9 protein-coding genes are annotated in these 13,684 nt (G+C 58.3%); 7 read left to right on the forward strand and 2 right to left on the reverse strand.

What is annotated here, in order from left to right:
• Nucleotides 1-49: 49 nt before the first annotated feature.
• From pilQ to hemE, 7 genes are all read left to right on the forward strand, one after another.
• A complete protein-coding gene (gene pilQ, locus NA619_RS05120) occupies nt 50-2,155 on the forward strand; it encodes a type IV pilus secretin PilQ (RefSeq protein ID WP_255960624.1) in 2,106 nt (701 codons plus the stop codon).
• A gap of 8 nt (nt 2,156-2,163) precedes the next feature.
• The gene (gene aroK / locus NA619_RS05125; RefSeq protein WP_255960626.1) at nt 2,164-2,709 is read left to right on the forward strand and encodes a shikimate kinase AroK; all 546 of its coding nucleotides are present in this window, start codon (nt 2,164-2,166) and stop codon (nt 2,707-2,709) included.
• A gap of 24 nt (nt 2,710-2,733) precedes the next feature.
• Entirely contained in the window at nt 2,734-3,849 is a 1,116-nt protein-coding gene (gene aroB, locus NA619_RS05130; protein WP_255960628.1) for a 3-dehydroquinate synthase, read from the forward strand.
• On the forward strand, nt 3,846-5,345 hold the full coding sequence (locus NA619_RS05135; RefSeq protein ID WP_255960630.1) for an SPOR domain-containing protein: 1,500 nt from the start codon (nt 3,846-3,848) through the stop codon (nt 5,343-5,345). The genes aroB and NA619_RS05135 overlap by 4 nt, the downstream gene beginning before the upstream one ends.
• 174 nt (nt 5,346-5,519) lie before the next feature.
• Nucleotides 5,520-9,968 carry a glutamate synthase large subunit gene (gene gltB / locus NA619_RS05140; protein WP_255960632.1) on the forward strand — a complete coding sequence of 1,483 codons (4,449 nt, stop codon included), beginning with the start codon at nt 5,520-5,522 and terminating at the stop codon, nt 9,966-9,968.
• Nucleotides 9,969-10,079: 111 nt separating this feature from the next.
• Nucleotides 10,080-11,498, forward strand: coding sequence for an FAD-dependent oxidoreductase (locus NA619_RS05145; RefSeq protein ID WP_255960634.1), 1,419 nt, complete (start codon nt 10,080-10,082; stop codon nt 11,496-11,498).
• Nucleotides 11,499-11,697: 199 nt separating this feature from the next.
• Nucleotides 11,698-12,762, forward strand: coding sequence for a uroporphyrinogen decarboxylase (hemE, locus tag NA619_RS05150; RefSeq protein ID WP_255960636.1), 1,065 nt, complete (start codon nt 11,698-11,700; stop codon nt 12,760-12,762).
• A 42-nt stretch (nt 12,763-12,804) separates the two neighbouring features.
• On the opposite strand, the gene NA619_RS05155 is transcribed toward hemE, so the two are convergent.
• Both NA619_RS05155 and NA619_RS05160 read right to left on the reverse strand, forming a co-directional pair.
• Entirely contained in the window at nt 12,805-13,098 is a 294-nt protein-coding gene (locus tag NA619_RS05155) for a hypothetical protein (RefSeq protein WP_255960638.1), read from the reverse strand.
• 133 nt (nt 13,099-13,231) lie between these two features.
• On the reverse strand, nt 13,232-13,672 hold the full coding sequence (locus tag NA619_RS05160) for an excinuclease (protein ID WP_255960640.1): 441 nt from the start codon (nt 13,670-13,672) through the stop codon (nt 13,232-13,234).
• Nucleotides 13,673-13,684 lie beyond the last annotated feature (12 nt).

The following is a 13,684-nucleotide window of genomic DNA, read 5'->3' on the forward strand; positions in this document are numbered from 1 at the left end:
CATGGCAAATATGGAAAACCTTTACCGGTCTGCACAACGGAAGCCTTTTATGAATACCTCTCTGTCTCGCCTCGGTTTGTCTTTGCTGGCAGCATTCATTTCGCCTGCGCTTTTGGCGGCAAATCTGAACTCACTTGATGTCGCATCGCTTCCAGGTGATCGCGTAGAGCTGAAGCTGGCCTTCGACGAGCCCGTACCCACTCCGCGCGGGTATACCCTTGACCAGCCTGCTCGTATCGCTCTCGACCTGCCCGGTGTCACAAGTAAGCTTGCGTCCAAGAATCAGGAACTCGGTGTAGGCAATGCCCGAAGCGTGACCGTTGTCGAGGCTCAGGGGCGTACACGTCTCATTGTTAACCTCACTTCGCTCGTTCCTTACTCAACCCGAGTGGATGGGAATAACCTGTTCGTGGTTCTTGGTGAGGCGGGCGCGCCCGCTACGGCCGCCGTAGCGACGCCGGCCGCGCAGTCGCCGAAGGTATCGCCTGTAGCAGCCATCCCTCAGGGTAAGTCGATCAACAATATCGATTTCCGCCGTGGGGAGGATGGTTCTGGCGACGTGGTGATTACGCTTTCGGATCCCTCGATCAGTCCGAATATTGAGGAGCAGGGGGGGAAGATCCGTGTCTCCTTCGCGAAGACCCAATTACCTGAGTCGCTTCGTGTCCGGCTGGATGTGCAAGATTTCGCCACCCCGGTCAAATTCGTCGATTCAAGCAGCAAGGCTGATGGGGCTAGCATCGCCATCGAGCCAACTGGGAGATACGACTATCTGGCGTATCAGACCGACGACAAGTTAACCATCAGCGTGAAGCCGCTGAGCGAAGCGGATGCGGAAAAGCGAAAGGCTGAGCATTTCACTTATTCGGGTGAAAAGCTTTCATTAAACTTCCAAGACATCGATGTGCGTTCAGTCCTGCAGCTGATTGCCGACTTCACTGATCTCAATTTGGTAGCCAGTGACACCGTGCAGGGCAATATCACGCTGCGCTTGCAGAACGTGCCTTGGGATCAGGCGCTGGATTTGGTATTGAAGACCAAGGGGCTCGACAAGCGGCAGATCGGGAATGTGCTGCTAGTGGCGCCCGCCGACGAGATCGCTGCTCGTGAGCGGCAAGAGCTTGAGTCGCAGCGTCAAATCGCTGACCTCGCTCCTTTGCGGCGCGAGGTTGTACAGGTGAACTATGCTAAAGCTTCGGATATTGCTCGGCTATTTCAGTCGGTCACCGATAAGGGCGGAGAAAGCGAGGATCGAGGGTCAATCGCTGTTGATGACCGTACAAATAACATCATCGCTTATCAAACGCAGGAGCGCCTTGATGAGCTCCGTCGCATTGTTGCTCAGCTCGACATTCCGGTGCGCCAAGTAATGATCGAAGCGCGGATCGTCGAAGCAAACGTTGATTATGACAAGAGCCTAGGTGTGCGCTGGGGGGGTAACCTGTGGGCTGGTGATAAATGGAACGCATGGGGCAAAGGTGGCAACCTTGGCGTAGAGGATGGTGATGAAGGTCAAGTTGGTCGTTTTCCTGGAATTCGGGAAACTCCGGTAAATCTGCCTTTCGTCGATTTAGGGGCTGTTGGTGCTACTTCTGGCATTGGCTTAGGTTTTGTTACGAATAACGCCATCCTGGATCTGCAGCTCTCTGCAATGGAGAAGACTGGCAACGGCGAGGTTGTGTCCCAGCCAAAAGTAGTTACTGCTGATAAAGAGACCGCTAAGATCCTCAAGGGCTCTGAGGTTCCTTATCAAGAGGCGAGCTCCAGCGGCGCAACTAGCACCTCGTTTAAGGAGGCCGCGCTTTCTCTTGAGGTCACTCCACAGATTACGCCTGACAACCGCATCATTATGGAAGTCAAGGTTACAAAGGATGAGCCGGACTTTTCCCAAGCAGCAAGTACTGGAGGCATTCCGGCCATTCGTAAGAATGAAGTCAATGCGAAGGTTCTTGTTACCGATGGCGAGACGATCGTAATCGGTGGGGTCTTTTCAAATACTCAGAGCAAGTCCGTCGACAAGGTCCCGTTTTTGGGTGACCTACCATTCGTGGGGCGAGTGTTCCGTCGCGACTTGGTACAGGATAGAAAGTCTGAGCTGCTGGTATTCATAACTCCTCGGATCATGAATAATCAGGCTGTCCAGGCCAGCCGCTAAGCAATTTGATGTCCAATGTCATCCTCGTAGGTCCGATGGGCGCTGGTAAAAGCACCATCGGACGTTTGCTTGCTAAGGAGCTTCGGCTTCCGTTTCGGGATTCTGATAAGGAAATCGAGCAGCGGACCGGTGCCAGCATTCCGCTGATATTCGATGTCGAGGGTGAGCAGGGTTTTCGAGAAAGAGAGCACGTCGCGATCAAGGAGTTGTGCTTGATGCGCGGCGTGGTCTTGGCGACTGGGGGCGGTGCAGTACTGAGGCAAGATAATCGCGAAGTCTTACGAGCCGGCGGACGAGTGATCTACCTTTGTACATCCGTCGAGCAGCAGCTCGATCGCACCTCGCGGGACCGTAACCGCCCGCTCTTGCAAACGCCTAACCCTCGCGAAATTCTTACTGGATTGATGGCAGTGCGAGACCCGTTATATCGGGAGATCGCGGATGTCATCATCCAGACCGACGAGCGCCCTCCGCGACTGGTCGTGCAGGAAATTCTCAGCCAACTCCAATCGTTGGCGCCTCGTGAAAGCCTGACCCGATCTGCGCTATCCTAGCCCACTTTTAGCCGTGGGGGCCCTATGCAGACTCTTCATGTCGATCTCGGTGAGCGCAGCTATCCGATTCTTATTGGCGAGCAGCTGCTTGGTCGCGGTGAGCTGTTGGCCCAGTATGTCCATGGCAGGCAGATCGCAATCGTCACTAATGAGACCGTTTCACCGCTCTATCTTGAACGACTTATCCAGGGCTTGGCCGGATTCAATGTCACTCCCATCGTGCTTCCTGACGGAGAAGCCCACAAGAACTGGCAGACATTGCAGCTCATCTTCGATGCGTTATTGACCGCCAGGCATGATCGCAAGACTACGATCATCGCGCTGGGTGGAGGCGTTATCGGGGATATGGCTGGCTTTGCGGCCGCCAGCTATCAGCGTGGCGTAAATTTCATTCAAATACCCACGACCCTTCTTTCGCAGGTCGATTCCTCCGTCGGCGGCAAGACGGGCATCAACCACCCTCTTGGCAAGAACATGATCGGCGCTTTTTATCAGCCTCAGGCAGTGCTGATCGACACCACGACGCTCCTAACCCTGCCACCAAGGGAGCTGTCGGCGGGCCTGGCCGAGGTCATCAAGTACGGCCTAATCTGTGATGAGCCGTTTCTAGGATGGCTCGAAGACCATATGGAGAGGCTGCGGAGTTTGGATCAGTCGGCCCTCACCGAGGCGATAAGGCGGTCCTGCGAGGCGAAAGCTCGCGTAGTGGGAGCGGACGAACGAGAGGCGGGGGTTCGCGCCACTCTCAACCTCGGGCATACCTTTGGCCACGCCATTGAGACCCACCAGGGTTACGGGACGTGGTTGCATGGCGAGGCTGTTTCAGCTGGAACTGTCATGGCAATGGAAATGTCTCGGCAATTGGGCTGGATCACGGCGGCCGATCGAGATCGCGGTATTCGTTTACTGTCGCGTGCCGGATTGCCCGTCGTGCCCCCGGCGAACATGTCCGTCGAGGATTTTCTCCGCCACATGGCAGTCGACAAGAAGGTATTGGACGGGCAGTTGCGATTGGTGCTGCTCAAGCGGCTGGGTGAAGCGACGGTAACCAGCGACTTTCCTCGAGGGCTATTGGAGGCCACGTTGAACGTCAATTACGACGCGCTTGCGCGAGAGTCAGAACCTAAGAGATTTCCATGACCAGTTTGTCTGCTGACGATTCGTTCCTGAACCACTATGGGTTCAGTCATGACCCTTTCGCTGCACGCGTGCCCGGCTTCAAGTTCTTCCCAGCACAGCGCAAGCCAGTGCTGGGGCAGTTGCATCACCTTGCCCGCTACAGTCAGCTGTTGCTTGTCGTTACCGGGCCTGAAGGAAGCGGTAAAACGCTCGTACGCCAAGCCCTTGTAGCGAGCAGCAACAAGCAGTCCGTCCAGAGTGTCGTTATATCCCCTGTAGAGACGCTAGATTCCAACGTCCTGTTGCAGCAGATTGCGCAGGCGCTCGGTATTCAGCGTGCAGACTTCGACTCGATCATGGGGCAGATCATCCAGCTCGCGCTCACCGGGCAGGAGGTATATCTGCTGGTCGACGATGCCGAGCGGCTCACCGGCGCGGCAGTAGAGACGCTGTTGCGACTAGCCCAGGGCAGTCCCGAGGGGCGGCCGCATGTCTTCCTGTTCGGTGAGCATGCTCTGGTTGCCCGGCTGGAGGCGCTGGTCGAAGGTGAAGAGCGTTTTCACGTGATCGCGCTGCAGCCCTATGAGGAGGATGAAACCCGGGAATACCTGGCGCTACGCCTGGAGGGTGCCGGTGCGGGTCTCGACTGCCTTTCCGAAGATCAGCTGGTGCGGATCCATGAGGTCTCAGGCGGCTGGCCTGGTGCGATCAATCAGGCGGCGCGGGATGAGCTCCTCGACGCGATGCAGCAATCAAAGGGAAAGCGGAAAACGGCTGGTTTGGCCCTTCCCCTGCCGATGAAGCATTTGCTGGCGTTGGCTGCGGTGGTTTTGGTCGTCGTGGTTGCGTTGTTGATGCGTGATACTGCCGATGAGCCGGTAGCGCCGGCGACTACACAACTGCCGCTGGACGGCGGAGGGTCTGTTGCATCGCAATCTGAAGTCGCATCGCCAGAGCAATCTGCTATTCAGCCGGATCAGCCGGTAATTCGTGAGCCGCTGGCAGCCGCCGGCAGCGCCGAGTCGGATGATGGGGTCGCGCCTGATGCAGATATGCCAACAATTGCTGACGAGCCGCCGCCTGTTACTGTCCGGCCGCCCGTTTCGGATCCGGCACCGGAATCGGAGTCGGCTTTGCCGCAAACAAAACCTGCAGCCTCGGCTCCACTTCCGAAAGCGCCGGAGCCAGTGGCGAAGCCGGTCGAGGTCAAGCCGGATGCTGTCAAGCAACCCGCCAATTGGTATGCCGCTCAGCCTAAGAATCATTATCTGGTCCAGATTCTGGGCACCCGGACTCAAGGCAACGCTGAGGCTTTGATAAAGCAGCATGGCGATGGATACCGTTATTTCGTCAAGCAGCATCAAGGCAAGCCACTGTATGTGGTGACATACGGAAGCTTTTCCACCCGACAAGCTGCCATGCAGGCGATAGGCTCACTGCCTGCCGCGTTGAAACAAGGCAAGCCCTGGGCGCGGACTTTTGCGAGCGTACAGCAGGAAATGACGAGTTCCCGCTAAAATACGCCCCATAAAGGTGCGTGATGCACTGTTATGGGGCTTGCAAAAATAAAATTGTGTCGTTCTACCGGGCTTTGTAAACTGCTCCCCCTTTTGCCCACGTGTATGACGGGGCGATTTTGTGCGCCGTCAATAAGGGGTTGATTTACAACGCATTTAGCTGGTGGAGTGCCTATGAGAGCAGGTCTGTTTCGTCCTGAAGAGTTCAAGGATAACTGCGGCTTCGGTCTGATCGCCCACATGCAGGGCGAGGCAAGCCATCACCTGCTTCAGACTGCCATTCAATCCCTCACCTGCATGACTCACCGTGGCGGCATCAACGCTGACGGGAAAACCGGCGATGGTTGCGGCCTGCTGATGCAGAAGCCCGACGCCTTCCTGCGCGCTATGGCTCGCCAGCACTTCAATGCCGAGCTGCCTGAGCTCTACGCGGTTGGCATGGTGTTCCTTAGCCAGGACGCAGCCAAAGCGGACGCGGCGCGTGCCAGCCTCAACGAGCAGATCGCTGCCCAGGGCCTGACTCTTGTCGGCTGGCGCGAAGTGCCGATCGATACCACCGTCCTCGGCCGGTTGGCCCTCGAGCGTCTGCCACGTATCGAACAGGTATTCGTCTCGGCCGAAGGGCTGTCGGAGCGTGATTTCGGCATCAAGCTGTTCTTTGCCCGCCGTCGTGCTGAGGTCGCGCTGGCTGGTGACAAAGAGTTCTACGTTTGCAGCTTCTCCGACAAGGACATCATCTACAAAGGTCTGATGATGCCGGCAGACCTGGCGCAGTTCTATCCCGATCTTGGCGACGAGCGTCTGGCGACTGCCATCTGCGTGTTCCACCAGCGCTTCTCCACTAATACGATGCCGCAATGGCCGTTGGCCCAGCCGTTCCGTTTTCTCGCCCATAACGGCGAGATCAATACCATCACCGGTAACCGTAATTGGGCGCAGGCGCGGCGGCTGAAATTCGCCAATGAGTTGCTTCCAGATCTGGAGAGCCTGGATCCGCTGGTCAACCGCACCGGTTCCGATTCCTCGAGCATGGATAACATGTTGGAGCTGTTGGTCACCGGCGGGATGGATTTGTTCCGTGGTCTGCGCATGATCATTCCGCCTGCTTGGCAGAACGTCGAAACCATGGACCCGGATCTGCGCGCATTCTATGAATTCAACTCCATGCACATGGAGCCGTGGGACGGCCCTGCAGGTGTGGTGCTTACCGACGGCCGCCATGCGATCTGCCTGCTTGATCGCAATGGTCTTCGTCCGGCGCGCTGGGTGACCACCACCAACGGGTACATCACCCTCGCGTCAGAGGTCGGTGTATGGGATTACAAGCCTGAGGACGTTATCGCCAAGGGACGCGTAGGCCCTGGTCAGATTCTGGCGGTCGATACGCAGACCGGTCAGGTGCTACACACCGATGACATCGACAACCGCTTGAAGTCTCAGCATCCCTACAAGAAGTGGCTGCGCCAGAACGCACTGCGTATTCAGTCGACCCTCGATGATAACGATCATGGTTCGGCGTTCTATGACGCGGACCAGCTCAAGCAATACATGAAGATGTTCCAGGTCACCTTCGAGGAGCGTGATCAAGTCCTGCGTCCGCTTGCCGAGCAGGGGCAGGAAGCCGTCGGATCCATGGGTGACGACACGCCAATGGCCGTGCTGTCGCGGCGCGTGCGCTCGCCTTATGATTACTTCCGCCAGCAGTTCGCGCAGGTCACGAACCCGCCGATCGATCCGTTGCGCGAATCCATCGTCATGTCGCTCGAAACCTGCTTGGGCGCCGAGCGAAATGTCTTCGAAGAGACGGCCGATCACGCCAACCGCGCAATTCTGACTACGCCAGTGATTTCGCCTGCCAAGTGGCGGACGATCATGGAGCTCGACCGCCCAGGTTTCGAGCGCCAGCTGATCGATCTCAACTACGATGAGTCCATCGGCCTCGAGGCTGCGGTGCGCAACATCGCCGATCAGGCTGAGGAGGCCGTTCGCGGCGGCAAGGTCATGCTGATCCTCAGCGATCGGAACATCATGCCTGGCAAGCTACCCGTCCACGCCGCCTTGGCGGTCGGTGCGGTTCATCACCGTCTGATCGAAACCGGCCTACGCAGCGACTGCAACATTCTGGCTGAAACCGCGACGGCGCGTGATCCGCATCACTTCGCCGTGCTGCTTGGTTTCGGTGCCACAGCCGTGTATCCGTTCCTTGCATTTGAAGTGCTCGGCGACCTGATCCGTACGGGTGAAGTGCTGGGCGATCTCTATGAGGTCTTCAAGCATTACCGTAAAGGGATCTCCAAAGGGCTGCTGAAGATCATCTCGAAGATGGGGATATCCACCATCACGTCGTACCGGGGTGCTCAGCTCTTCGAAGCGATCGGCCTTGCCGACGAGGTTGTCGATCTCAGTTTCCGTGGTGTTGCGAGCCGCATCAAGGGCGCCCGTTTCGTTGATCTCGAAGCCGAGCAGAAAGCGTTGGCAGCAGAGGCCTGGAGCGCGCGCAAGCCGATCCAGCAGGGCGGTCTGTTGAAGTTCGTTTACGGCGGTGAATACCACGCCTACAACCCCGACGTGGTTGCCGCGCTTCAGGTAGCAGTGCAGGAAAGCGACTACCATCGCTTCAAGGAATACACGGCGCTCGTCGACCAGCGTCCGGCTGCAATGCTGCGCGACTTGCTCAAGTTGAAGGTGTCTGATCAGCCGCTGGCGCTTGAAGAAGTCGAGCCGCTCGAGAAGATCCTTAAGCGCTTCGACTCTGCGGGTATCTCGCTCGGTGCGCTGTCGCCGGAAGCTCACGAAGCGATTGCTACGGCGATGAACCGCATCGGCGCGCGTTCCAATTCGGGTGAGGGTGGCGAAGATCCGTCGCGCTATCGCACCGAGCGCAGCTCGAAGATCAAACAGGTGGCTACGGGTCGATTTGGCGTCACGCCTGAGTATCTGGTCAACGCCGAAGTGCTGCAGATCAAAGTCGCTCAGGGCGCCAAGCCCGGCGAAGGTGGTCAGCTGCCTGGCGGCAAGGTCAACGGCCTGATCGCCAAGCTGCGTTATGCGGTGCCCGGCGTCACCCTGATTTCGCCACCACCTCACCATGACATCTATTCGATCGAAGACCTCGCCCAGCTGATCTTCGACCTCAAGCAGGTCAACCCCAAGGCCCTGGTCTCGGTCAAGCTTGTGGCCGAGCCTGGCGTTGGCACCATTGCTGCGGGTGTCGCCAAGGCCTACGCCGACCTGATCACCATTTCTGGCTACGACGGCGGTACGGGCGCTTCGCCGCTGACGTCGATCCGTTATGCCGGTTCGCCGTGGGAGCTTGGCTTGGCCGAGACCCATCAGACCCTGCGTGGCAACGATCTGCGCGGCAAGGTTCGGGTGCAAACCGACGGCGGTCTAAAGACCGGACTCGACGTGGTCAAGGCTGCAATTCTGGGTGCTGAGAGCTTCGGCTTCGGCACTGCGCCAATGATCGCACTGGGCTGCAAATATTTGCGGATCTGCCACCTCAACAACTGCGCGACTGGCATAGCTACCCAGAATGAACAGCTGCGCAAGGACCATTACATCGGCACGGTCGACATGGTGGTCAACTTCTTCACCTTCGTTGCCGAGGAAACCCGCGAGTGGCTGGCAAGGCTTGGCGTACGCAGCCTGGAGGAGCTGATCGGGCGTACCGATCTACTTGAGTTGCTGCCCGGCGAAACAGCGAAGCAGAACCATCTCGACCTGTCGCCGCTGCTCGGCAGCGACCACATTCCGGCCGATAAACCGCAGTTTTGCGAAGTCGAGAGGAACCCTCCGTTCGATCAGGGGCTGCTGGCAGAGGAAATGGTCAAGCTTTCACGCTCGGCTATCGACTCCAAGAGCGGTGGCGATTTCGAAATGGATATCTGCAACTGCGACCGCTCCATCGGGGCGCGCGTATCCGGCGAAATCGCTCAGTTGCATGGCAACCAGGGCATGAAGGATGCGCCGATCACCTTCCGCTTCAAGGGCACCGCAGGTCAGAGCTTTGGTGTATGGAACGCCGGTGGCCTGCATCTGTACCTGGAAGGCGACGCCAACGACTACGTCGGCAAAGGCATGACGGGTGGCAAACTGGTCGTTACTCAGCCGAAGGGCAGTGTGTACGAGTCCCAGCATTCGGCCATCGTCGGCAACACCTGCCTGTACGGCGCCACCGGCGGAAAACTGTTTGCCAGCGGTACCGCAGGCGAGCGTTTTGCCGTACGTAACTCCGGCGCGCACGCTGTCGTGGAAGGCACTGGCGACCATTGCTGCGAGTACATGACCGGCGGTTTCGTCTGCGTTCTCGGCAAGACCGGCTACAACTTCGGTTCAGGCATGACCGGTGGTTTCGCCTATGTGCTGGACATGGACAACAGCTTCGTCGATCGGGTGAACAACGAGCTGGTGAACCTGCAGCGCATCACGGGAGAGTCGATGGAGGCTCACCGGAGCCATCTGCAAGAGGTTCTGCGCGAGTATGTGGCAGAAACCGGCAGCGCGTGGGGCGAGACGCTCCTGGACAATCTCGACGATTACCTGCGTCGCTTCTGGTTGGTCAAGCCAAAAGCGGCCAACCTGGCAACGCTGCTGTCGACCACTCGGGCCAACCCCCAATAAAAAGCAGATTCAAGCGGTGTGCCTCGGCTTTCAGCCCGAGGCCGGCCCCGCTCCGTGATTGTCACGCAGTTAGCAGCTTTGAGCTTGCGGCTGCCGCTAAGAGGTTTTGAAATGACTGAACGTCTGAATAACGACTTCCAGTTCATCGAAGTCGGGCGCAAGGATCCAAAGAAAAAGCTGCTGCGCCAGCGCAAGAAAGAGTTCGTCGAGATTTACGAACCCTTCAAGCCTCAGCAGGCTTGTGAGCAGGCTCATCGCTGCCTGGGTTGTGGTAACCCCTATTGCGAGTGGAAGTGCCCGGTCCACAACTATATTCCCAACTGGCTGAAGCTGGTCTCGGAAGGCAACATTCTTGCCGCCGCTGAACTGGCGCATCAGACCAATACCCTTCCGGAAGTCTGTGGTCGTGTCTGCCCGCAGGATCGCCTTTGTGAGGGCGCCTGCACCCTGAACGATGGCTTCGGTGCAGTGACCATCGGTTCGGTGGAGAAATACATTGCCGACACCGCCTTCGCCATGGGCTGGCGCCCCGACATGTCCAAGGTCAAGCCGACCGGCAAGAAGGTCGCGATCATCGGAGCTGGCCCGGCCGGTCTCGGTTGCGCTGACGTGCTCGTGCGCAGCGGTGTCACACCGGTGGTATTCGATAAGAACCCAGAGATCGGCGGCCTGCTGACCTTCGGCATTCCCGAATTCAAACTGGAAAAGACGGTGCTGAGCCGGCGCCGCGAGATATTCACCGGCATGGGCATCGAGTTCCGCCTAAACACTGAGGTGGGCAAGGACGTAACCATCGATCAGCTGCTCGCCGAATACGATGCCGTGTTCATGGGCATGGGCACCTACACCTACATGAAGGGCGGCTTCCCTGGCGAGGATCTTCCCGGTGTGCACGATGCACTGGATTTCCTCATCGCCAACGTCAATCGCAACCTCGGATTCGAGAAATCTCCGGAAGATTTCGTCGATATGAAGGGTAAGAAGGTCGTGGTGCTCGGCGGCGGCGACACTGCGATGGATTGCAACCGCACGTCCATCCGCCAGGGTGCCAAGAGCGTGACCTGCGCTTACCGCCGTGATGCGGCCAACATGCCAGGCTCACGCAAGGAAGTAAAAAATGCCAAGGAAGAGGGCGTCAAGTTCCTCTTCAACCGCCAGCCCATCGCCATTGTCGGCGAAGGCAAGGTCGAGGGCGTGAAAGTGGTCGAGACCCGTCTCGGTGCACCGGATGCGCGCGGCCGTCGCAGTCCCGAGCCTATTCCGGGTTCTGAAGAAGTGCTCCCGGCAGATGCCGTGGTCATTGCCTTCGGATTCCGTCCGAGCCCGGCTGACTGGTTCGAAGGTCAGCGAGTTCAGGTCGATAACCAGGGTCGTGTCGTCGCGCCGGAGATGGGCCAGTACAAGCACCAGACCAGCAATCCCAAGATCTTTGCCGGTGGCGACATGGTACGCGGCTCCGATCTGGTGGTGACGGCGATTTTCGAAGGCCGTCAGGCCGCCGAAGGTATCCTCGATTACCTGGAAGTCTGATGCGTAGGGTGGGTCGGGCTTCTGCGGCCCACCGACGAAGGCAAGGTGGATGAGAAAAGCGACGCCACCCTGCGCTTCGCTTGCACATGCCACTCCAGCCTGACCAGAATCAAGCCTATAGATAAAAGGCACGGCGCTCGCCGTGCCTTTTGTTTTCCGCTTTGCGACAATGCCGCCACTTTTCAGCTGGAACCCAGACATGACTGCCTTGAAGAATGACCGCTTCCTCCGCGCACTGCTCAAGCAACCTGTCGACGTCACCCCGGTGTGGATGATGCGTCAGGCCGGACGCTACTTGCCGGAGTACCGGGCAAGTCGTAGCAAGGCCGGCGACTTCATGAGCCTGTGCATGAATCCGGAGTTGGCCTGTGAGGTCACCTTGCAGCCATTGGATCGTTATCCGCTGGATGCTGCGATCCTGTTTTCGGACATCCTCACGGTGCCCGACGCCATGGGCCTGGGCTTGTACTTCGAAACAGGCGAAGGTCCGCGTTTCAAGAAAGTGGTCAGCAGCATGGCTGACATCGAGGCGCTGCCGATCCCGGATCCAGAGAAGGACCTGGGCTACGTGATGGAGGCGGTGCGCACCATCCGTCGCGAACTCAACGGGCGTGTCCCGCTGATCGGCTTTTCCGGCAGTCCCTGGACCCTGGCGACCTATATGGTCGAGGGCGGCTCGTCGAAGGACTTCCGCAAATCCAAGGCCATGCTTTACGAAAATCCTGCTGCGATGCACGCGCTTCTGGATAAGCTGGCGCAGTCGGTAACCAGCTACCTTAACGGCCAGATTCTCGCCGGTGCGCAGGCGGTGCAAATCTTCGATTCGTGGGGTGGCAGTCTGTCAGCGGCGGCGTACCAAGAGTTCTCCCTGGCGTATATGCAGAAGATTATCGACGGGCTTATCCGCGAACACGATGGTCGCCGTGTACCGGTGATCCTCTTCACCAAAGGCGGCGGACTGTGGCTGGAGTCCATGGCCGATACCGGAGCCGAAGCGCTGGGTCTCGACTGGACCTGTGACATCGGCAACGCGCGAGCGCGTGTGGGCGACAAGGTCGCGCTGCAGGGCAACATGGACCCGAGCGTCCTGTTCGCCAAGCCGGACGCAATCCGTGCCGAAGTGGGGCGCATCCTTGCCAGCTATGGTCGCGGCGATGGTCACATTTTCAACCTCGGGCACGGCATTACGCCGGAGGTCGACCCGGCGCACGCTGGCGCCTTTATTGAGTCGGTCCATGAGTTGTCGGCGCAATATCACGCCTGACTCGCATGAATGAAAAGAGCCGCTTCGAGCGGCTCTTTTCATTCATGGCTGTTGATAATGGCCAGGTGTTGTACCCGGTTCATGGTCGTGGACCAGCTTGGTCACGCGGATGTCCGTTATGCCGATGACTTCGGCCTGCTCCAGAATCTTGGCCTCGTCAGCATCTGCGTCTGGCATCACCAGACTGTTCTCGGCATCTCCGTTGTGCAGTTCGAGCAGATGCCGGGCAGCGCTACTCTGGGACATGCCTTCTTCGTCTGACTCGATGATGTGGTGCCTCGGGTCATTCTTGAAGATGTAGTTGATTTCGAATTTGTACGACGACTTTCCGAACATGACGACTCCTGATCAGGTGGCGGGTCCTATGTTGACTCGCGAGTCCAGTTGTTCGTTCGGGGGTGCTGGTGCGTGGCGACAGTCGGAATGCAGCTTATGAGCCTTGGCGCCCGGCAGGCCGAGCGCCACTGATTCACTTGACCTTTGCCAGGTTGCCCTTGATAGCGACGCCAGCCATGATTGCGCCAGCGTGGCATTCGTACTTCTCGCTGTCTTTGTATTCGACGTGCTTGTAGTTGCTGGCGATATCCACCACCGCATTGGCACCGGCTGCCTTGGCAGCTTGCTGCATGCTGATCAATGCCGATTGCAAAGCCCAGCTGCAGGCGCCTTCGTCGGTCTTATTGAATGCGTTGGTTTTCTTGCTGGTGGAGACGTCACGGCGTATGACTTCCGCAACTTTGGGTGTTTTGCCGGCCAGGTAGAACTTGACGGTGCCATCCAGCTTGCCGGAAGCGCTGGCCTCGGCCACGACCTGCTCGAACGGCAGGTAATGCGTTGTGTCGCGGGCCTGGCTGATCCCGGGTAGCGCGCAGAGCACCAATGCAGCGCCAATCCATGTGTTTTTCTTCATTGCGTTCTCCTT

Source organism: Stutzerimonas stutzeri, from assembly GCF_024448895.1.
In the GTDB taxonomy this organism is placed as follows: Bacteria; Pseudomonadota; Gammaproteobacteria; order Pseudomonadales; family Pseudomonadaceae; genus Stutzerimonas; species Stutzerimonas stutzeri_Q.

Coding starts and splice junctions, on each gene's coding strand:
- NA619_RS05145 (WP_255960634.1), top strand. CDS start 10,080: ATGACTGAACGTCTGAATAACGACTTCCAGTTCATCGAAGTCGGGCGC.
- NA619_RS05135 (WP_255960630.1), top strand. CDS start 3,846: ATGACCAGTTTGTCTGCTGACGATTCGTTCCTGAACCACTATGGGTTC.
- aroK (WP_255960626.1), top strand. CDS start 2,164: ATGTCCAATGTCATCCTCGTAGGTCCGATGGGCGCTGGTAAAAGCACC.
- gltB (WP_255960632.1), top strand. CDS start 5,520: ATGAGAGCAGGTCTGTTTCGTCCTGAAGAGTTCAAGGATAACTGCGGC.
- pilQ (WP_255960624.1), top strand. CDS start 50: ATGAATACCTCTCTGTCTCGCCTCGGTTTGTCTTTGCTGGCAGCATTC.
- hemE (WP_255960636.1), top strand. CDS start 11,698: ATGACTGCCTTGAAGAATGACCGCTTCCTCCGCGCACTGCTCAAGCAA.
- aroB (WP_255960628.1), top strand. CDS start 2,734: ATGCAGACTCTTCATGTCGATCTCGGTGAGCGCAGCTATCCGATTCTT.
- NA619_RS05155 (WP_255960638.1), bottom strand. CDS start 13,098: ATGTTCGGAAAGTCGTCGTACAAATTCGAAATCAACTACATCTTCAAG.
- NA619_RS05160 (WP_255960640.1), bottom strand. CDS start 13,672: ATGAAGAAAAACACATGGATTGGCGCTGCATTGGTGCTCTGCGCGCTA.